Source organism: Rubritalea marina DSM 17716, assembly GCF_000378105.1.
Lineage (GTDB): Bacteria > Verrucomicrobiota > Verrucomicrobiia > Verrucomicrobiales > Akkermansiaceae > Rubritalea > Rubritalea marina.
In genome coordinates, this window is the sequence record NZ_KB899255.1 from 69027 (window position 1) to 88649 (window position 19623).

Consider the following 19623-nt stretch of genomic DNA (forward strand, 5'->3'; position numbering starts at 1 on the left):
AGTTCTAACATACACCTGAGACTTGTTGTTTGGCAAGGTGATACGCGCATTGACTCTGGGCTTATTGCTGGGTGTTGGGTGGTGGTAGTAATTCACTGGGACCCCAGGGCCACTGACCGCGCCGCCATAGGAGTTTATCGCCCATGATGCGGCGTTGGAGGCGGCCTACGGCGCGCTTGGGGTCGACACCGGAGCGTAGGTTGGCGCGTTGGCTGGTGATCTTCCCTTGATCGTCGAGGTTGAGTTTCCAGATGAAGGGGGGGAGTTTGACGGTGCCTTCGTCGTTGAGAATGCCTTCGAAGCGCATGTCGACGAAGTAGATGCTTTCGCTGTCGTTCTGGTCTTGGAACACACGCCAATAGCCTTTGCTGAACCAGTCGAGGGTTTGGAAGCTTTTGTTTTCTAGGAACGGTTCGGCGAGCTTGTGTGGATTGCTGACGATTTCGACCTGGATCGGCTGGGTGTCGAAGTGGGACCAATAGGCGATGGCGTAGGCGTCTTTTCCTTGGTACTCGACCTTGGCGAGCATGCGCCAGAGGATGATGTTGGTGAGAGTCGGGGAAACTTCTAACTTATCAGCTTCGACCCCCTGAGCTTGGAGTGCCTCACGGAAGTGATGCTTTGCCATCGCCTGGCTGATAAAGCTGAGGGTGCTGTAGAAGCAAATCCAGATGGTGCTGGCCCAAACGATGCGGCTGCGCGCTAGGCTCTCACGTTTGAAGAAGAGGCAGAGGAGGCAACCTAGCAACATTGGGATGGTGAAAAAGAAGTCGATGATCGACATGTTGCTGAAGGCGAAGCGATTGTCCGAAAAGGGCTCGAAGATCTGGGTGCCGTAGCTGGTGAAGCAATCGATGAGGACGTGGGTAAACCATGCTAGCAATACGAATCCGGTAGTGCGTTTGAAGCTTACGCTTTTGTGGAGCTTGGCTAACAAGAGCCCAAAGAGCGGGCTCATGGTGAGCATGAGGAAGAGCGAGTGGGAGAGTCCGCGGTGGTTGCGCAGGCCCTCGATCGGGTCAAGCCACGGTGACATCAAGACGTCTAGGTCTGGCAGGGTGCCAAAGAAGAAGCCCCAGGCCATGCCTTTCCAGCCGATTTGGCGGCGCAGCACGAGCTCGCCACAGAGTGCACCTAGGGTCGCTTGAGTGATAGAATCCACAGGTTCAGACTATGCTTAGTATTTGGTGTTGTGGAAGAGGAAAATGCTATGGTGGATGGGCTGCGTTAGTTTTTGCGCGGGGATGCGTGGTGAATTGTGCTGACATCTTGGCGTGGATCTGAAAGCCTACAGGCATGCCAGATGCTCAACCACAATCGAACGATCCCTTGCACGGGGTGACCTTGGAAATGATGCTCAATGAGCTGGTGGATGCCTATGGCTGGGATGATATGGCGGCACGCATTCGCATCAATTGCTTTGCGAATGATCCGAGCGTGAAATCGAGCTTAAAGTTCTTGCGCAAGACGCCATGGGCGCGTGCGAAGGTGGAGGCGCTATACCGCCACTACCGATCAATTTCCTGATCCAGTGAGTTGGTCTTGTGAGACTTCTGCTAGTTCGGTAGCTGAGGTGCTTTCTTCGGAGTCTTCTTCGAGTGCTTCTGTTTCCTTTTCTTGAGCGAGCTCCGTAGGTTCTGGAGTTTCTTCTAGTGGGTCGACTTCATCCGCAGGGGTGCTTGGTTCGGCAGGTTGTATGGGGGCAACTGGCTCGGGCTTGTTCAGCGATTCGACAACGATGGCATTGAGCGAGAGGGCGTGCCATTTTTGCTGTGATTTGTTGCTGCTCTTGATGTGTACAATCAGCTCTTCTGGTTGCCCCGGTGAATGGCTTTTGAGGTCGACGCTGAGGCCGTAGGATTGAGTCGTGGCGGCGGCGTTGAAGCTTTTTTCAAAGAGTGGTTTTTGCTGGTGTGCTGAGAGGACCTGCAACGTGGTGTCACAGTGCCAGCTGGTGTAGTGGACGGTGAGTTTGACCTCATTATTCGGTGGGTGGATCGTGACTGGGATTGTCCATGCTAGGCTTGAGTTTTCGCCATGGATGCGTTGCTTTGGCTGGATTTGCCTGCGGGTCATGGTGTCGAAGAAGTTGAGATTCCCAGGCGGGTAGTGATCGACGTTGTGGTCGCCTTGGGTCGTGTAGCTGCCGATCCATGGTTGGCCGAGTGATGCGCTACTGGCGGTGATGCGAGGGGCGCTGTAGACTCGCCAATCGAGGTAATCCGCAGATTCGAGTCTGGTGAAGTCTTGTGGGTGGCCGTTGGAGGTGGCGACATTGTAGTGCACTTCGCTGTTGCTGATGCTAGGTGGGGGGCTGTCGGTTTTGTTGAGTGTTTTGGCGATGCTTGCTGGGGCTGTTTTGCCGAATAGTTCAGGCTTCTGGGAGTAGAGCAAGTAGGCGCCGCCGGCGAGTAGGCAGAGGATGATGAAGAGCGGGAGCTTCGCTCCGCTGCCTGCGTAGCTTGGTTTTGGGGTGCTGATGCCGTATTTGTTGAAGGCGCTCAGTGAAGCTTGTTTTTGAAGTTTGTAGGACTTCAGTGAGGCGTTGGGTTTGAGGCCAAGTTTGCTGGACGCTGAGTTTGATTGATTGAGGCTGAAGCGTTTGCCGAATGTGCCACCACCCGCTTTGAGAGTGACTTGGGCGCTGGGACTTTTGGCTGTTTTGCTTTTGGCTTGTTTTAGCGAGGGTGCTTCCTCTGCAATCTCATTTGTTATGGCTGAGCCACTGAGGAGTTCGGTGAGTGCTAGTGTGGCCTGCTGGATGCTGCTGGGGCGTTGCTCTGGAGCGGTGGATGTCATCATGCGCAACCATTCCACTAGGGCTGGATTGAGCTCAGGGCGGTAGTTGCTGATGGCAGGTAGTGCGCCATTGCTGTGGAGTTGGGTCGAGACCTCAACGCCGTGGAATGGGGACTCGACGCCATAGAGTAAGGAGGCGTATACGAGATGACCAATGCCGTAGCAATCGGTGCGTGTGTCGATCTTTTGGCCGAGGAAGTGCTCAGGGGCTAGGCTCTGGTAGTCGTAGATCTTGGTTGTGTCGAGTTGGTCTTTGAACAGGAATTTGGCAATCTTGGTGATGCCGAGGTCTCGAACGATAAAGTGCGGCCCTTCTGGTTTGTCGATGACCCAGACGGAATCGATACTGATCGATCCATGGACCATGCCTGCTTTGTGTGCTTCGCCGATGCCTCGGAGCACTTGTTGGATCATGACAAAGGCGTCGGACTCGCTGAGTTCTTTTTTATCGAGCCAGTCTGAGAGCTTTTGTGAGTGGAGAGTCTTTGGGGTGCGGGTGACGAGATACGGGCCCTCTTCATCGACGCCTGCATCGAGAAGGCGAAGTAGGTAAGGATTCTGAATTTTGAGCAGAATCTTGCATGTGCTGAGAAATTCGGGCTGCCACTGCGTTTCGAGAAGGTCGCAGTTATCCTGGTAAAATCTACGGATGGCGACCACGCGATCGGTGTCGGTATCAATAGCATTGTAGATGCCGCCAGTGGCGCCTTTCGCGATGAGCGACTTTATCTTGTACTTTGGGGGTGTCATTGATCAAGGGGGTGGGGTTCAATGTTGGGTGTCCCGTACCATCGCTGGTAAAGGAATGAGGTGATTTGAAGATGCTAACATGGAGTGGGGGAGAATCCAATGAGTTTCCTCAATAGATTAGCGCAAGCCTACCGCGTGTCTCACGCGATCGAGTACTTTTGCTGATTCTTCCCGAGCACGATCTGCGCCATGTTTGATGACTTCTTGAATATAATCGAGATTATTCTCAAGTTCTTCACGCTTAGCGCGTACGGATTCAAATTTATCCCAGTAGGCATCGAAGAGGGTTTGCTTGAAATGACCGTAGCCGAAGCCGCCAGCTTCGTGTTCTGCGATCATTTGGTTGACGGCTGTTTCATCGGCGAAGAGCTTGTAGAGTGCGATGACATTGGAGCCGTCCGTGGGCTTGGGGTCTTCGACTGGGGTGGAGTCGGTGACGATGCGCATGATGTTCTTGCGGATCGCTTTTTTGCCGCCGGTGAGTGGGATGGTGTTTTCGTAGCTTTTGCTCATTTTCTGTCCATCGATGCCAGGCACGACGGCGGTGTCCTCGCGGATCTGAGCGTCGGGGATGACGAGGGTGCCTTCGCCGAACTTGTCGTTGATTTTTTGAGCGAGGTCGCGAGTGACTTCGAGGTGTTGCTTTTGGTCTTTGCCCACGGGGACGAGATTGGCGTCGTAGAGCAAGATGTCTGCGGCCATGAGTGCCGGATAGGCGAAGAGTGCGTGGTTGGCAGAGAGGCCTCTCGCTACTTTGTCTTTGTAGGAATGACAGCGCTCGAGCAAGCCCATCGGGCAGACGGTGGAGAGAATCCAAGCGAGTTCGTTCACTTCAGGGATGTCGCTCTGGCGGAAGATTGTAGCCTTTTCGGGGTCGAGTCCGCAGGCGAGGAAGTCGATGGCGAGGTCCTGGACGTTGCTGCGCAGGGTGGCGGCATCGCTCATGGAGGTCATGGCGTGGTAGTCGGCAATGAAGTAGAAGGCGTCGCCTTGATCCTGGAGTTGGATTGCTGGCTGCATGGCGCCGAAGTAGTTGCCAATATGGAGTTTGCCGCTGGGCTGGAGGCCGGTGAGGATGCGCATGGTCGTAGGGATGTCTCGTTTGGTGGGTGCTGTCGTGTAGCGATACTCAGGAATTGCTCAAGAACAATTATTGTTGAGGGATCTGAGTTTGTGGCACTTGGGTGGGAGCCATTTGATTGTTGGCTGGTGCTGGGTTCGGTGTGGGAGCGTGGTCTTCACCGTACCATGGCTTGCCCTGGGCGCTATTGGCGACCCCGCTACCAAATGTTTTGATGTCGTTGCCCATACCATTGAAGGTGTTGCAAGAGGCTAGGCTTGCAGAGAGTGCAGTAAGGATGAGAAGTCGCATGTTCATGGGCGGGATGATGAGGCCGATTACCTATAGAATCAAGGATTTCTAGAAGCGTTGACGCATGAGAGAGTGGCGTTGCGCGCACGCAAATTCATCCGTGATTGGCATTTTATTGTTCTGGGTGGTTGTGCCGCGCGGTGATTCTCGTTAGTAGGTAGGATAGTTTATGGATGGACCGATCGAGCAAGCAAAAGCACAGTCAGGGATAGCCGGCGTGAGTCGGTATTCTGGCGGTAGCGATTTGGAGAAGCTCGGTGAGGAGGATCGCGTGCGCCGCTATACCGAGTACTACCTTGAGACTCGGCCAGCCTTGAAAGCTTATTTGCACGCGTATTTGGGGGCAAATGATGCGGCCATCGAAGATTGTATTCAAGAGACGGGTATTGTGGTCTGGAACAAGTGGGACGAAGCTTGGGATCTCGATGGCTTTCAAAAGTTTTCTTATGTGACGGCGCGCTTCAAGGCGTTGAGTTGGTTGAAAAAGCATAAGCCGGCGAAGCACATGACCTTGTCGCCCAGCGTGATGGATGGGCTGGCGGAGCGCTCCTCCGAGATGGGGAGAGATGATCGATTGGAGAGTTTGAAGTATTGCATGGAGAATTTGAGCCCGGAACACCGTCAGGTGCTCGAGGCGCGCTATGAAAAGGAGAGCAGCAAGGCGCTAAGCCAGCTAGCGGCGAAGATGGGGCGTTCGGTGGATGCCGTGTACAAGCAACTCGAACGCCTGCGCACGATCCTCAAAGATTGTGTGGACAAGCGCTCGCGTGAGCAGCAGAACTTGGAAGGAGGAGTGCATGAGTGATGATTTAGAAATCCAAGGGCCGGATGAGTCGCAGGTGACTGTGGAGTTGCGCGAGCTGGTTGATAAGTTTATCGACGGCCGCCTGAGCGAGCAGGAAAACCAATGCCTAGAGAAGCTTTTAGCGGAGGATGATGCGGCTATGGATTACTGCGCGCAGCGGATGCGCTTCCACGCCGAGATGGAGGAATGGATGTCGCCGGTGCGGGTCGAACTCACGCAGAAGCGCCACCTTGTGGTGGAGACCAAGAAGGGCTTGGCCACCGTATCCAAGGCGGTGAGTAATGTGGTGAAGGTGGAGAATACCAAGCACGGTAAAAGCATGGAGTTGCCACCGGGCTTGAAGTCGCCACAGCAGGTCATGCTCTATGCTCTTGGGCTCGGTGGTTTGGTCTTGGGGCTTGTGCTGGCGGCGATCTTTTTGCCAGGGGCCGGAGGCTCTGAAGAACCGCCGCGTTTGGCGTTCCGCAATGCTTCTTTCGAGGAGCTTAAGATCAAGGAAAATAGCCCTCCATTTATCTACACGATTCTCGATTGGCAGGATTACTTTCAATCAAGCGAGGTGCGAGTTTGCGATGTGAAGCGGGCCAGTGAAGGAGCTAAGCAAGCGCGCCACGGTGAATACGCGGCGCTGATGGCGGGAGGCTTCTTGACCCAACGCTTAGCTTATACTGATGGTTCCCCCTTCATGGCGCGTCCGGGGTTACGCCTCAACGTGTCTGGCTGGGCGATGCTGGAGTCTGCTGGGGAAAGCACAGAGTTTTCTGTAGCTTCACGCGTGGTGGTCAGTGCCTATCCGTCGATGGTCCAGGTCCAGCCAGACGTGAAGCGAGTGCGAGTGACCGATGCCACATGGCAGCCATTTGAGGTAGTGCTCACGTTGCCGAAAGAGCACTTGATGATGGCGCCCACGATTTTCCAGGCATCAGCAGCCGAAAAGCAACCATCGATTGTCGATGAAGTAGATATCACTGGCCTTCAACTAGCGATCTCGATCGACAACAAATCTATGGTGCCCCTGTTCCTCGATGATTTGAAAATCGAGGTTTTAACCGACGAGTGATTGTTGCCATTGACTAAAAATAATCATTTTGTGTCAGCAATCTGCGACTGTGGAAATAACTTAGTGAACAACGAAATGGTGGGGCATGGTCTCGCCGCTGGACACTATGAAGAAAAACCTTATTCAACAATGGATGCAACGCTCTGGCGTGGCACTGGCTGTGGCCATAGCCGTTTGCACGAGCACGGCTCAGGCGGAGACCAAGAAGATTTTGTTCCTAGCGGGCAAAAAGAGCCACGCCAATGGTGAGCACGAATTTGAGGCTGGATGTAAGATTCTTGCGAATGCCTTAAACGAAAGCGGGCTGGATGTGGAGGCCAAGGTTTTCCACCCAGGGTTCCCGAAGGATGAGTCGATTTTTGAGGGCGTGGATGCGTGCATCGTCTATGCCGATAAGGCTGGCCGCTTTGATGACGGCTACGCGGTGCTGGATAAGTACGTGAAGGGTGGGATGGGCATCATGTTCATGCACTATGGGGTGCACCCAAAGAAGGATGTGGGGGAGAAATACTTTTTACCGTGGATCGGTGGTTACATGGATGATGAAGAATCCGTGAATCCGAAATGGATTGCCGACCTCACACCCAACAAGAAGCATCCGGTCTCGAATGGACTGCCAGCAACATTCACAGTCTACGACGAATTTTACTACAACATGATCTTTGCGGATGGCAAACATGGTGATTGCTGTGGGGCTGCTGTGACCGGCATCCCAGAGCCAAAGCGCATGATTCGCTACATCAACATGTGGAATGAAAATGGTGAAAAGGGCTTTGGTAAACCACAGAAATTGATGTGGTACAAAGACACGCCGCTCGCTGACGGTGGGCGTGGGATCGGTTTTGTAGGTGGCCACTACCACCGCAACTGGGCAATCGATGAGTTCCGTAAAATGGTGTTGAACGCGATTCTGTGGACCGCGCGTGGCGAAGTGCCACGTGCTGGCGTGCCATCGAAGCCTGTGACATTGGCGCAGCTGAACGAAGGCTTGAAGTCTCCGATCGAGCTGCCCAGTGCGGCGCTCCTCCAGCAAAAGCCAATGGCCCTCCCAGACCTGAAGGAACGTGCCCGCCAAAAAGCGAAAAAAGACGCTGAGCGAGCAGCAACACACAAGGGGAGCCAGAAGAAGAGCGCGACAGCCGGCAAGGTTCTAGCGAAGTCTGGGGTGGTGAAGGGCACCGATAAAGTGCGCCACGTGGAAGTCTCTGCGGAGGTGAAGGGTAAGAAAAGCATCACACTCACCGCGGATAGCGTTGATCGTAACGCGTATGACTGGGTGAGCTGGGTGGCGATGAAGTTTGTGGCTGCTGACGGCAAGGCGATTGAAGTCAGTAAGAAAGATGTTTTAAGCTCAAAGGTCGGCTGGGGAACCCTAGGTTTTGATAAAAATGTGGGCGGTAAGCCCATCTCGCTCAGCGGGAAGAAGTTTGAGAAGGGATTCGGCGCGCATGCTGATGCCTCGATCGAGCTCAAGGTACCAGCCAACGCGGTGAAATTCATTGCCATCGCAGGTCTTGATGACGGTGGGGCGATTCGTGGCGGGAAGCCCACCCCAGCTTCGGCGCAGTTCTATATCTACGATGGTGCACCGAAGATGGTGGCTAAAAAGCCAGCTCAGAAGAAGCAAGGAGGGAAGGCGATTGTGGATCAGCCCGACCTCGTGCCAACTGAGTCATTTGCGACTCCTGAAGATGATAAGCTAGAAGTGACCGTGTGGGCGACCACCCCGCAGCTCTACAACCCGACGAACATGGATGTTGACCACAAAGGCCGCATCTGGGTGACCGAGGGAGTGAATTACCGCCGCGAAGGTGGTCGCCGCCCTGAAGGTGATCGGATTGTCGTCCTAGAAGATACCACTGGTGACGGAAAAGCGGATAAGTCGCACACCTTCCTACAAGATCCAGACCTAGCATGCCCGCTTGGGATTGCCGTATTTGATAACAAGGTGGTGGTGTCGCAGCCGCCGAACTTGTTGGTCTTCACTGATGTGAACCGAGATCTCAAGTTTGACCCAGCAGTGGATAAGCGCGAGGTGCTTTTGACTGGCTTCAATGCGCGCCAGCACGACCATTCATTACACTCCTTGACCGCGGGGCCAGACGGCAAATGGTACTTCAATAATGGCAACTGCGGAGCGGTATTCAAAGACAAGTCTGGCAAGGAATTCACACTCAATGGTTCCTACAAAGGAGGTGGCGGCGAATGGTATGTCGACAACAACCAAAAGGGCAAAGTATCTGATGATGGCTATGTCTGGACCGCAGGTGCTACGATTCGTATGAATCCAGATGGTAGTCATGCTGAGATTGTTGGGCACGGTTACCGCAATTCCTATGAACAGTCTGTGAACTCGCTCGGCGAGATATTCCAGAATGACAACGACGATTACGGTAGTTGTCGCAACTCCTATGTCCTCGAGTATGGCAGTGCTGGGTTTTTCACCCGTGACGGCAGTCTCAGCTGGCGTGCGGTTCAACGTCCAGGTCAAGACACGGGTCAGGCACACTGGCGTCAGGCAGACCCTGGCACCTTTGAGGCTGGTGATATCTATGGTCTGGGTTCACCTACGGGCAACGTGTTCTACGAAAATGGAGCTCTTGGCGCGCATTGGGTAGGCGCCTACTTTACAAGCGAAGCTGCGCGCAATACCATCTTTGGCTACAAGCCTAAGGTGCTGGGTGCGACTTACGAAATGAAGCGCTTCGATTTCCTCACCACCAACCTTAAGAAAGAATTTATTGGTGGTGATTCCATGAAGAAAATCAAGCGCCAGAGCGAAGCCAATGATAAGGGAATCCTGTTCCGTCCCTCTGATGTGGCTGTGGGTACCGATGGTGCGGTCTATGTGGCCGATTGGTTTGACGGTCGTGTGGGTGGTCATGCTACCATTGATGACACCTGTTCTGGTACGATTTACCGTATTGCGCCCAAGGGATTCAAGGCTGGGGCCCCAGCGCTAGATCTCGAGACGGTGTCCGGCCAGATTGCGGCACTCAAGTCCCCGGCGGTGAATGTTCGCCACCTTGGTTTTACCGGCCTCAAGGCTGCTGGCGCGGCGTCGCTCAAGCCAGTGCTGGAAGTCCTCAAGGACTCGAACGAGTTTGTCGCCGCACGTGCTATTTGGTTGCTTCCTTATCTAGGTGAAGAAGGCGTGCAGGCTTGTGAGGCTCTGTTGAAAGATGAGAACCCTAATTTCAGGATGGTGGCTTACCGTGCGCTTCGTCGCTCCGGGGCGGACATGGTTACCTTGGCTAAAGAACTGGCGAAGGATCCCAGCGCTGCAGTGCGCCGCGATGTGGCACTCTCGCTTCGCCATCTCGATGCTGAACAGGCATTGCCTGTCGTGGTCCAGCTCGTGCACGGCTATGACGCTAAGGATAAAAATTACCTCGAGGCGATTGGCTTAGGAGCTGCGAATAAAGAAAATGCTATTTGGCTAGGATTGAAGAAGTCGCTGGGGATGGATGATCCTCTCCAGTGGTCTGAGTCCTTTGTGAAAGTGACCTGGAGGTTGTGGCCGAGTGCTGCGGTCAAGGACTTGAAGGCGCGTGCAATGCATCAAGGATTGAGCCAGGAGGAGCGTGAGTTTGCCGTCGAGTCATTGGCATTCATCAACGATCAATCCGCAGCTGATGCTTTGTTGGCCGTCGCCCAGCAGTCGCAAGCGTTGAAGAAATCCAGCGTCTACTGGTTGCGCAAGAATGGGGCTGGAGCCTGGGCAAAGTTCGACGTCATGGGGATGCTTCGGGAAAGTGGCGTCTATGATCCATCGAAATTTGTGGTGAACTCGATCACTGTCCCAGAGCCGCCAAAGGAACCTAAGTTTCCAAGTGTGGCTGAAGTGATGAAGCTGGAGGGTGATGCCAAGCGTGGGGCTGTAGCGATCCAGCGATGTGTCATGTGTCATCAGGTCAATGGTGCTGGCCCCAATTACGGGCCTCAGCTGAAAGCGTGGGGGAGCACCCAGTCGCGCGAAGCGATCGTTAAAAGTATCGTGGAGCCATCCGCAGACATTGCACATGGCTTCAAAGGCAAAGAAATTATTCTGAAGGATAGCAAAGTGGTGCACGGGCTCGTCACCGCGGGAGATCCTATCTCGGTGATGTCGACTGGCGGTGTGAAGCAGGAGGTTCCGAAAGAACGTATCAAGTCAGAGAGGTGGATGAATCGCTCGCTCATGCTCTCCGCTGAGCAGCTCGGACTCAGCCCACAGGATGTTGCAGACATTGCGAGCTTCATGCAGCAATGGAAGTAGGCTTTGCATTCTCTTGAGTGCCGAGAGTGATTGTTTCGAATACCTTGTAGATATGCGATGCGCCTCTGGGGACGCGTTTTGGCCAACAAAAAAGCGAGCACCTGATAAGATGCTCGCTTTGATTTAGATTGGTGAGGAAGCTAGGTTGTTACGCCTAGGCTAGCTTTTCTTCTAGGAATCGGCCGACCCAGGCGATGTCGTACTTGCCTGACTTGAAGTCTGGGTGGTTGATGATTTCCAGCTGGAATGGGATCGTGGTTTTGATGCCGCGGATCATGAATTCCTGCAGCGCGCGGTTCATGCGTGCGATGGCGATTTCACGAGTCGAGCCAGTGCAGATGAGCTTGGCAATCATGGAATCGTAGTATGGTGGCACGGTGTAACCTGAGTAAACGTGGGTGTCTACGCGGACTCCTTTGCCACCTGGTGCGTACCAGAGGTCGATGGTGCCTGGGCTTGGTGCAAAATTGTTGTATGGGTCCTCAGCATTGATACGGCACTCGATAGACCAACCGCGAGGGGTGGCTTCGAGGACGTGATGAGAGAGCTCCATGCCAGCAGCCACACGGATTTGTTCCTTGATGAGCTCGCAGCCCATGACTTCTTCGGTCACTGGGTGCTCCACCTGGATTCGTGTGTTCATTTCCATGAAGTAGAAGTTCTCGCCGGAGGAATCGACGAGGTACTCGATCGTGCCAGCATTGAGGTAGCCGATGTTTTTGACGAGTGATACGGATGCTTCTGCCATGCGCTGACGGAGCTCTGGGCTCACGAGCGGCGATGGACATTCTTCGATGATTTTCTGGTTGCGGCGCTGCATCGAGCAATCGCGCTCGCCAAGCTGGATGGCATTGCCATGGGTGTCTCCGAAGACCTGGAACTCCACGTGGTGTGGGTTGAGGACCAACTTTTCAAGGTAACAATCGCCATTGCCGAAACAGGCGATCGCTTCTTGGGATGCTTGGTTGTAGAGGTCGACAAAGTCGTCTTCGCTGAAGGATGGGCGCATGCCGCGACCACCACCACCTGCTGTGGCTTTGATCATGACTGGGAAGCCGATCTCTTTGGCGAGTTGGAGGCCGTGGTTGGCATTTTCGAGAATGCCGTCGGAACCTGGGGTGACGGGGACACCGTTTTCGAGTGCCGTGGCACGCGCGGTATTCTTATCTCCCATGCGGCGGATGGTTTCCGCCTTTGGGCCGATGAAGGTGACGTCGCAGCTTTCGCAGATTTCTACGAAGCGAGCATTTTCAGAAAGGAACCCGTAACCTGGGTGGATGGCGTCTGCTTCAGTGATCTCAGCTGCCGCCATGATGCGGTCTGGCATGAGGTAGGAATCTTTGGATGGACCAGAGCCGATACAGACGGCTTCGTCTGCTAGTTGCACGTGCATGGAGTCGACGTCTGCCTCGGAGTAAACAGCCACAGATGTGACGCCTAGCTCGCGACATGCGCGGATGATTCGCAGGGCGATTTCGCCTCGGTTCGCTACAAGAACTTTCTTGAACATAGTGGTGGGTAGCTAAAGGGATTCAGCTAGATGAAAATGCTGGTTGGGAAGTGAGAAGCTAGGGGGTGGGGGCCCTAGCTTAGCGTTACTTGATGGTGAAGAGTGTGTCGCCAAACTGAACTGGTGTGGAGTCGTCCACGTGAATCGCGGAGATAGTACCAGATGTTTCAGCCTTGATTTCGTTCATGACCTTCATTGCCTCGATGATGCAGATGGTCTGGCCTTCGCTCACGGTGTCACCGACTTCGCAGAAGTTTGGTTCTTCAGGTGCTGGCTTGCGGTAAAAAGTACCGACCATCGGAGAGTTGAATGGCTCACCATCGGCTGCGGCAGGCGCTGCTTCAGCTGCGGGCGCTGCTGCGGCAGGTGCTGCTGGAACAGGAGCAGCGGCTACTGGGGCAGCAGCTACAGGAGCTGGCATCGCGGCGAATGCTGCTTGGATAGCGTCGGAGTCGAGGCCTTTTTTGAGCTTGAGGTTGAAGTCATCTTTTTCCAAGTGGAAGTAAGAGAGGTCGTGCTCGTCCATGAGCTCTACGATTTTGCGGATGTCGTTGTGGTCCACGATAGTTAGTTTGCTAGTTAGGTGAGATGCTGGCTCTCCATAGTTGTAGAGCAGCGTTGTTCGGGGCAGTGTACGTGTGTATGCTGGATAGCGTCAAGTACCGATGATAGATGGGGATGGTGCTTTCTGCTAGGAGGGTGGATTGGCCGTTACTCCATGAGGAAGAGCATCTCCATGGGGCTCCAGTTTTCGCCATCTTTAGCATCGGGTAAGCGGATTTGGCATGGGTCAGTTTCTTTCCACCAGCGTTGGGTTTCGGGATCGGCGGCAATGGCTTGCATGTCGCCCTCGAGGTCTTCTCCGTGGTGTTCGAAATAGTTGAAGAGGTAGGTCTTACCCTCGAGCTGGTGGCGGAAGATGATGAAGTTGTGAATGTTGGATGCTTGGAGGCGTGCGAGCACGCTGGGCCAGGCATGGGCATGCAGTTTGCGGTAGTAGGCTTCTTTCTCAGGGTGGAGCTGGATCACAGCTCCGAAGCGCTGAGTCGGCATGGCGGCGTGCTCGGCTGGGCTTGGGTTGCTCGGTCCATACTGTGGGCTGCTTGTCGGCTGGCTCATGGCTACTAGAATGGGAAGTTACTAGACTTCGAAGATGTTCTGCTTTCGTTCGGCCTGCGTAGTCCCAAGAGGTGTTCAGGTGATTGACGAGAGGAAGAATACCCGATCTTTGAGCCTTTTTTCATCATCGCTGCCGAGATTTCTTTACCTAGTTCATCGATGCTTCTACCTCGCAATAAATGTTCTTCCAACAGGTCAGCGTATTCATCATTACGTTTGGCAAGGAATGCAGATCGCCAGGCGTGCATCCATTGGATGAAGTGCTCTCCATTACCACTGCCATCAACGTGCATGAAATAATACACCAGAAGCATAGAAGAAGCATAATGGTGATATCTTAATGAGCGATTCCACTCAGGGTAGGAGAGATTAAGTACGTAGTTAGGTGGGCGGAAGTTGGCTTTTTTAACCTTATTTGCCACAGCTCTACCAGGATTGGTGAAGAGAAAGGTTCCCGAGCGGTAGGGCATCTGTGACATATATTCAGCAAAACCTTCATGGAACCAAGGAGGCATGCCAATCCAGTGGCTGGTAGCGTGGTGGGTGAGTTCGTGGATAAGAACACTGAAATCACGATTCTTGCCATCAAATACCCAATTGTTGTTTTTCTTAACAATTCCAAGTGAGCGAAAGGGGATGACGGTGAGGTTTCGGCGAGGAGAGAAGAAGCCTGCACTATTAGGCTGTCCACCCATATCTTTGTACTTTTTATGGGTGCTCACAAGAATCGCCTCGAAGCGAGGTTTATCTCCATGGGGGATGGTATCCATGGCTAAGGGGAGAGAGTTGATCGCCTCGACGATGGAGTCGAAAACGGCGACGCATTTCGAGACTGTGGCGTCGCTGATTTTTGCGTCGACAAAGAAGTCGAAGTGTTTGGTGCGGTAGAGGTGCGCCTTGTAGTTATCGTCGTATTTGATGTACTCAGCCTTTGGGGTGTTTTTGCCACGATATTGCGAAGGCCAAGAATAAGGAGGGGTGGGAGGTGCTGTGCCATGTGGATTGTTATCTAGCCACTCAGCTAGCTCTAATTGGTGCTCATCAGAGAGAAGTTTTGCCTCAAAGGTGACTTCCCTACCTCGTGCCTTTTTGAAGGTCACCATGGCGGTGTTCTTACCGTCTTTTTGTTCAGTTCGGATTTTTACGAAGCTTGCTTGGAGGCTTTGACCTTTTTGGTTGGTCCAGGCTCTGAGGCCGAGCACTTCATCGGCGGAGGCGGCGCACAAGCTCAGAGAGATCACGGATAGAAGGAGGAGTAGGCGTGAACGTTGCATCCCCTGGACTATGCCTGACTAACAGATAGTCTTGCAATCTTCAAATCAGAAGGTGTCGATGAGCGACTGGCTTAGCTTCATTGCAAGGAGTCCCAATGCCGTCAGGATCATGAGATTGCGGATGCGCATGCGGAGGGTCATGGGCGAAGCAAAACAGCCACACTCGAGAGTGATAAGGAGTTTTCGAGAGCGGCTGTAGAATGATTTTGAAGCGATCGTGTTAGTAGCTCGACTGAGCCATGGCATCGGGGTCGAAAGCGACACCCTTTTGGCGAGCAATCAGTTCTTCCACAATACGCACACCACTTGAGGTGCCAATGCGGGTGGCTCCAGCTTCGATCATGGCGATCGCTTCATCGAGGGTGCGCACGCCGCCGGAGGCTTTGACGCCCATCTCGGGTCCCACGGTCTTGCGCATGAGGGCAATGTGTTCGACGCTTGCGCCAGCGGTGCCAAAGCCAGTGGATGTCTTGACGAAGTCGGCGCCTTCTTCCTTGGCGATGTTGCAGACAGTGATGATGTCTGCCTCGTCGAGATAACATGTTTCAAAGATCACCTTGCTGATGACGCCAGAAGGCTTGCAGTGTTTGACCATGTTGCGGATTTCTTGTCGGATGATGTCAGTTTGGCCTGCTTTGAGGGCACGCACGTTGATCATAATGTCGATCTCTGTCGCACCTTTATCGATGGCGTCTTTGGTTTCAAAGTCTTTGACCGCAACGGTGTTTTGGCCGAGGGGGAAGCCGATGGCAGCGCCTACGCGGACTGGGCTGTCGCTGAGGAGTTCGGCGCAGCGTTCGACCTCAGCAGGGTTGATGGCGACCATGGCGAATTGGTACTTTTTCGCCTCGGCACAGAGTGTGTTGATCGGTTCGGGGCTACCGAATGGTTTGAGGTAGGTGTGGTCGATGATGGAGGCGACGGCCTCGGGGGTGAGTTCTGATGGATTTAGCATGGTCTTGGTGTGTTTAGATTGTGTGAAAGTTAGCTCCAGAAGCCGAGCATGTGGTCGTAGATTCGGTTGTATTCTTTTTGGCCCTTAGCATAGGTTTCGACCCATTCTGGATCTGGGGTGACGGTGTTTGAGGCTTGGCGGCGAGCGATCGCCTCGGCTCCGACATCGTCGATGAAGCCGGCCGCTTTTTCCCCGAGGAGGGCACATCCTTTGATGCCGGCCTCGGGTTCGGGTGAGATTTGCATGGGGAGATTGAGGACTGCAGCTTTAATGTTGTTCCAGAGTTGGTTGCGGGTGCCGCCCCCGACGCTCATGATGGTGGTGAGTTCGAGCCCACAGCTGCGGAAGATGCCTGCATCCTTGCCCATGGCGAAGGCGACTCCCTCCATCACTGAGCGGGTGAAATGGGCGGCGTTGTGTTCGGTGCTGATGCCGAAGTACCCACCTTTGGAATTGACGTTTTCGCTGCGGCGTTCACCGCGCATGTAGGGGAAAAAGAAGAGCCCGTCGCTTGCTGCTTCAACATCCTCGGCAGCTGCGATGAGTTGCTCGTAGGAGCATTCGCCATTCACAGAGCTCATCAGCTCCTTGCACCACTTCATGCTCATTCCACCGCAGTCTAGGATGGTGAAGGGTACCCAGCCGTCGACGATGTGGCGCATGTTTTGAATGGCTGGATCGATCACCGGTTCCGGGCTGTGACCAGCGAGCAGCGAGCTCGTGCCAGTGACGTCAGCCACCACGTCTTCGCCAATAATGCCGAAGCCTAGCATCGAGGCCGGGAAGTCACCTGCGCCGGCAACTACAGGGGTGCCCGTGGGGATGCCAGTGAGTTTCTGAGCTTCTGCTGTGACTGAACCGATCACATCGTAGGCATTGTGGAGTGGGGCGAACTTGGCGAGGTCGACACCGACTGCATCTGCTAATGGTTGGCTATAGTCCTGTGTGTTTGCGTCGTAGAGAAAGGAAAGTGAGGCCTCGGTGTGGTCGGCTGCCGCTACGCCGGTGAGCTTGAAGTTGATGTAGTCTTTGGGGACGAGGTACCAACGGGTGCGTTCGTAGGATTCAGGTCGGTGGTCTTTCTCCCAGCGCACCTTGAGTCCGGTCCAGGCCGGGTTTGCGGTGTTGGCTGCGAGCTGCATGAGTGCCTTTTCGTCATGTGCTGCGTGGAGGGCCTCAACTTGCTCGGCGCAGCGTTTGTCGCACCAGAGCTGAGCCCAGGGGGTGGTGAGTTCGCCTTCCGTGTCGATGCCTACTGGGCCGGCCATCTGGCCGCAGCACGAGACGGCTGCAAGTTGCTCAGGTAGCACGCCGGTGTCGCGCATCACTTGTTGGATGCATTGGCAGATTTCATCCCACCATTGATCGGGGCGTTGTTGCGCCCAGCCTTCATGTGGGGCCTCAAGTTCGTGAAGGGTCTGTGAGATGCCGAGGATTTCACCACCCTGACGCACGACTGCTGCACGCGAGCTTTGGGTGCCGAGGTCGATGGCTACAATGATGTTTTTCATGAATTGGGTGGGAGTGCTTTGGGGGGCTTAGTAATGAATCAGTGCTTTGATGACCTTACGATCAGCTACGGCTTGGTAGGCATCCATGATGTTTTCAAACGCAAATTCGTGGCTGATGAATTCATCGGCGTTGAGTTTGCCCTCGCGCACCCACTGGCAAAGTGGTTGTTGTGCGGTGCGTTCGCGGTGACGCGTTGGCCATTGGTGGATGAGGAGGTTGAAGTTGTATGGAGCCTTGTTTTTTTCCAGTGTGAGTTTTTCTGCTGCGATGACCCCGTATACTCCGATGGTGCCGCCCATCTTGATGAGTGGGAGTGCGCTGTTGATGATGTTCTCGTGGCCGACGGCATCGAGAACGACATCGAGTGGCTTGCCACGCAGTGCCGTGAGGTTTTTGAGGTCCTCTGAATCTGGGGTGAAGGTGGCGTCTGCGCCCATGGATTTGGCGAGTGCGTGTTTGGGTGGATTGGGATCGACCAAAGCCACGTAGGGCAGGCCCATGAGTTTGAGGAACTTGACGAAGGATAGCCCGACGGGGCCGCCACCAAAGATGAGCACGCTGTCTTCGGGGGTGATGTGGAAATCGCCAATGCCACCGTATACTTCACGCCAGGTGCAGAGCAGCGCCGCTTCTTTGGCTGAGATGTCGTCGTCCACGACATTTTGGATTTCATAGCATTCGTACCAACCATGGTCTTCGTCAGCCACGCCATCGGCAAGCATCGCCTCGTGGTCATTCACGAGGGTGAACTCGCTGAAGCCACCCCAACCGGAATGTAACTCGGGGTCCTGGAAGTCAAAGACTAAGCCACTGATAGCTCTTTGTCCGATGTGGAAGTTTTTCACCTTGTCGCCTACGGCTTCGATCAGTCCGGTACTCTCGTGGCCGAGTGCCAGTGGGTAGGTGTCGACTCCAGGGAAGCTGCCATGGACCAACTTGCTGTCTGTCATGTTGCAGAAATAGGCGGCATCAGTTCGCACTAATGCTTGGTAGGGGCCTGGGCTAGGTTTGTTGGTGGTGATGATTTCCACCTTGCCGGGCTCTTGCACCACGACTGCGCGCATTGTTTCCATTGCTTGAATGTGTCAGGTTTACTTAATCGACTCCATCGGGATCGAAGCGAGGGTGTGAGGCTTGTCGTGCTGGGTGTTGACTTTGTCTGGTCCTGTCACCATGTCGAAACAAGAAACGACAAGCTGGTCGCCAAAGACGATGGGTTCGCCAGGTTGGTCGAGTCCGCCTTGTGCGCCGTCACAGTCGTCATGTTCTGCGACGATTGAGAGGGATCCATCAGGGCGTACTTTGGTGACTCGGTTTGCTGAGAAGTCGGCCACGTAGATGTTGCTATTTGCGTCGATGCAGATGCCATCGATGGTGCGCATTTCGGGGCCCTTGGCAAAGAGACTGACTTGGTCGACCGAGTCGTCTTCTTTGAAGGTGATTTTGTGTAGGGTGCCGTCGCCAAAATTGCCAACATAGAGGTGGCCTTGTTTGTCAAAGACCAAGCCATCCAGTCCGTATTGGCAGTCGAGGTTGTGGGTCAGGAAGGATTGCAGCAGACTGGGGTCGCTGAGGTCGTTGTTCACCTTGATGTTGCGATCGGTTGCCTTAAAGCGATAGACTGCACTGGTGAGTTTGTCTCCTCCGACTTTGGGCAGTAAGCTCTGAGTCACGTAGAGGTGGCCCTTGTGGTACTTGATGCCATTGGGGTGGCTCATGCCGTGGGCGATGACTTCGTGGTTGATGAGTTTCCCGTCGCTGAACTTGAGTTTGAGGATGCGGCCTTCATTCTTGCCTTCTGGTGTGCCTAGCCAGCCTTGGTTGTCGGCCACGTAGAGAGAACCATCAGGGCCGGCATCAATACCCATCGGGGCAGCGCGGCCGGTCTTTTCTAGAATCGGGCATTCGGCAAGGACGCTGAGCTTGCGTTCTTGGTCGATCTTCACGATCAATGCTGGCTTGCTCGTGTCCGCGTAGTTCGGGCAGGTGAGGATCAAGTTGCCTGCGGCATCGAGGGTCATGCCATCGGGCGTGGGGCAGCTGCTTGGGAGCTCTAGAAAGAGCTGGGATTGTAGCGCTGCAGAAGATTCCTCGGGTTCGTTGGTGTCTGGGGTGGTTTGATCACAACTACTGAGGGTGATGCTGAGTGTGGCGAGTGGCAAGGTGAGCCAGTGTCTCCATCGATTTGACTGTTTCATAGGCAGGTTAC

At 54.3% G+C, this 19623-nt stretch carries 16 protein-coding genes; 4 read left to right on the plus strand and 12 right to left on the minus strand.

Annotated features, from left to right (window positions below; genetic code table 11):
* Positions 1-61: 61 nt before the first annotated feature.
* Positions 62-1162 (minus strand): metal-dependent hydrolase, encoded by a 1101-nt coding sequence (locus tag F454_RS0108510; RefSeq protein ID WP_018970225.1) that lies wholly within the window; start codon positions 1160-1162, stop codon positions 62-64.
* A gap of 134 nt (positions 1163-1296) precedes the next feature.
* Here F454_RS0108510 and F454_RS0108515 point away from each other — a divergent pair, with 134 nt between their 5' ends.
* Complete coding sequence (locus tag F454_RS0108515) at positions 1297-1527, plus strand: VF530 family protein (RefSeq protein ID WP_018970226.1); 231 nt, start codon at positions 1297-1299, stop codon at positions 1525-1527.
* Here the strand turns inward: F454_RS0108515 and F454_RS0108520 are convergent.
* From F454_RS0108520 to F454_RS16580, 3 genes are all read right to left on the minus strand, one after another.
* Positions 1516-3549 (minus strand): protein kinase domain-containing protein, encoded by a 2034-nt coding sequence (locus tag F454_RS0108520; protein ID WP_018970227.1) that lies wholly within the window; start codon positions 3547-3549, stop codon positions 1516-1518. The two genes, F454_RS0108515 and F454_RS0108520, sit on opposite strands and share 12 nt — an antisense overlap.
* A 117-nt stretch (positions 3550-3666) precedes the next feature.
* Positions 3667-4632: a tryptophan--tRNA ligase gene (gene trpS / locus F454_RS0108525; protein WP_018970228.1), complete on the minus strand. Its 966-nt coding sequence runs from the start codon at positions 4630-4632 to the stop codon at positions 3667-3669.
* 67 nt (positions 4633-4699) lie between these two features.
* The gene (locus F454_RS16580) at positions 4700-4921 is read right to left on the minus strand and encodes a hypothetical protein (protein WP_205619010.1); all 222 of its coding nucleotides are present in this window, start codon (positions 4919-4921) and stop codon (positions 4700-4702) included.
* A 169-nt stretch (positions 4922-5090) separates the two neighbouring features.
* On the opposite strand from F454_RS16580, the gene F454_RS0108535 reads away from it, so the two are divergent.
* The 3 genes from F454_RS0108535 (at position 5091) to F454_RS0108545 (ending at position 11044) form a co-directional block, all read left to right on the plus strand.
* Positions 5091-5726: a sigma-70 family RNA polymerase sigma factor gene (locus tag F454_RS0108535; protein WP_018970230.1), complete on the plus strand. Its 636-nt coding sequence runs from the start codon at positions 5091-5093 to the stop codon at positions 5724-5726.
* Complete coding sequence (locus tag F454_RS0108540) at positions 5719-6786, plus strand: hypothetical protein (RefSeq protein ID WP_018970231.1); 1068 nt, start codon at positions 5719-5721, stop codon at positions 6784-6786. The genes F454_RS0108535 and F454_RS0108540 overlap by 8 nt, the downstream gene beginning before the upstream one ends.
* A 106-nt stretch (positions 6787-6892) precedes the next feature.
* Positions 6893-11044: a PVC-type heme-binding CxxCH protein gene (locus tag F454_RS0108545; RefSeq protein ID WP_018970232.1), complete on the plus strand. Its 4152-nt coding sequence runs from the start codon at positions 6893-6895 to the stop codon at positions 11042-11044.
* Positions 11045-11198: 154 nt separating this feature from the next.
* Here the strand turns inward: F454_RS0108545 and accC are convergent, their stop codons facing one another.
* The 8 genes from accC to F454_RS0108590 form a co-directional block, all read right to left on the minus strand.
* Complete coding sequence (gene accC / locus F454_RS0108550; RefSeq protein ID WP_018970233.1) at positions 11199-12554, minus strand: acetyl-CoA carboxylase biotin carboxylase subunit; 1356 nt, start codon at positions 12552-12554, stop codon at positions 11199-11201.
* 85 nt (positions 12555-12639) lie between these two features.
* Positions 12640-13116, minus strand: a complete 477-nt coding sequence (accB, locus tag F454_RS0108555) for an acetyl-CoA carboxylase biotin carboxyl carrier protein (protein ID WP_018970234.1) — start codon at positions 13114-13116, stop codon at positions 12640-12642.
* A gap of 149 nt (positions 13117-13265) precedes the next feature.
* Positions 13266-13673 (minus strand): L-rhamnose mutarotase, encoded by a 408-nt coding sequence (locus F454_RS0108560; RefSeq protein WP_018970235.1) that lies wholly within the window; start codon positions 13671-13673, stop codon positions 13266-13268.
* A 5-nt stretch (positions 13674-13678) separates the two neighbouring features.
* Positions 13679-14947, minus strand: coding sequence for a hypothetical protein (locus F454_RS0108565; RefSeq protein WP_018970236.1), 1269 nt, complete (start codon positions 14945-14947; stop codon positions 13679-13681).
* A gap of 220 nt (positions 14948-15167) precedes the next feature.
* The gene (gene deoC, locus F454_RS0108575) at positions 15168-15902 is read right to left on the minus strand and encodes a deoxyribose-phosphate aldolase (protein ID WP_018970238.1); all 735 of its coding nucleotides are present in this window, start codon (positions 15900-15902) and stop codon (positions 15168-15170) included.
* A 29-nt stretch (positions 15903-15931) separates the two neighbouring features.
* A complete protein-coding gene (locus F454_RS0108580) occupies positions 15932-17413 on the minus strand; it encodes a xylulokinase (protein WP_018970239.1) in 1482 nt (493 codons plus the stop codon).
* A gap of 27 nt (positions 17414-17440) precedes the next feature.
* Positions 17441-18487, minus strand: coding sequence for a zinc-dependent alcohol dehydrogenase (locus F454_RS0108585; RefSeq protein ID WP_018970240.1), 1047 nt, complete (start codon positions 18485-18487; stop codon positions 17441-17443).
* A gap of 18 nt (positions 18488-18505) precedes the next feature.
* A complete protein-coding gene (locus F454_RS0108590; RefSeq protein WP_018970241.1) occupies positions 18506-19612 on the minus strand; it encodes an SMP-30/gluconolactonase/LRE family protein in 1107 nt (368 codons plus the stop codon).
* Positions 19613-19623: the final 11 nt, after the last annotated feature.

Excerpts from the sequence above, each read along its gene's own strand:
- F454_RS0108590 (WP_018970241.1), bottom strand. The coding sequence starts at position 19,612 with ATGAAACAGTCAAATCGATGGAGACACTGGCTCACCTTGCCACTCGCC.
- F454_RS0108565 (WP_018970236.1), bottom strand. The coding sequence starts at position 14,947 with ATGCAACGTTCACGCCTACTCCTCCTTCTATCCGTGATCTCTCTGAGC.
- F454_RS0108545 (WP_018970232.1), top strand. The coding sequence starts at position 6,893 with ATGAAGAAAAACCTTATTCAACAATGGATGCAACGCTCTGGCGTGGCA.
- F454_RS0108540 (WP_018970231.1), top strand. The coding sequence starts at position 5,719 with ATGAGTGATGATTTAGAAATCCAAGGGCCGGATGAGTCGCAGGTGACT.
- trpS (WP_018970228.1), bottom strand. The coding sequence starts at position 4,632 with ATGCGCATCCTCACCGGCCTCCAGCCCAGCGGCAAACTCCATATTGGC.
- accC (WP_018970233.1), bottom strand. The coding sequence starts at position 12,554 with ATGTTCAAGAAAGTTCTTGTAGCGAACCGAGGCGAAATCGCCCTGCGA.
- F454_RS0108515 (WP_018970226.1), top strand. The coding sequence starts at position 1,297 with ATGCCAGATGCTCAACCACAATCGAACGATCCCTTGCACGGGGTGACC.
- F454_RS16580 (WP_205619010.1), bottom strand. The coding sequence starts at position 4,921 with ATGCGACTTCTCATCCTTACTGCACTCTCTGCAAGCCTAGCCTCTTGC.
- F454_RS0108535 (WP_018970230.1), top strand. The coding sequence starts at position 5,091 with ATGGATGGACCGATCGAGCAAGCAAAAGCACAGTCAGGGATAGCCGGC.
- F454_RS0108520 (WP_018970227.1), bottom strand. The coding sequence starts at position 3,549 with ATGACACCCCCAAAGTACAAGATAAAGTCGCTCATCGCGAAAGGCGCC.
- F454_RS0108585 (WP_018970240.1), bottom strand. The coding sequence starts at position 18,487 with ATGGAAACAATGCGCGCAGTCGTGGTGCAAGAGCCCGGCAAGGTGGAA.
- deoC (WP_018970238.1), bottom strand. The coding sequence starts at position 15,902 with ATGCTAAATCCATCAGAACTCACCCCCGAGGCCGTCGCCTCCATCATC.
- F454_RS0108560 (WP_018970235.1), bottom strand. The coding sequence starts at position 13,673 with ATGAGCCAGCCGACAAGCAGCCCACAGTATGGACCGAGCAACCCAAGC.
- F454_RS0108580 (WP_018970239.1), bottom strand. The coding sequence starts at position 17,413 with ATGAAAAACATCATTGTAGCCATCGACCTCGGCACCCAAAGCTCGCGT.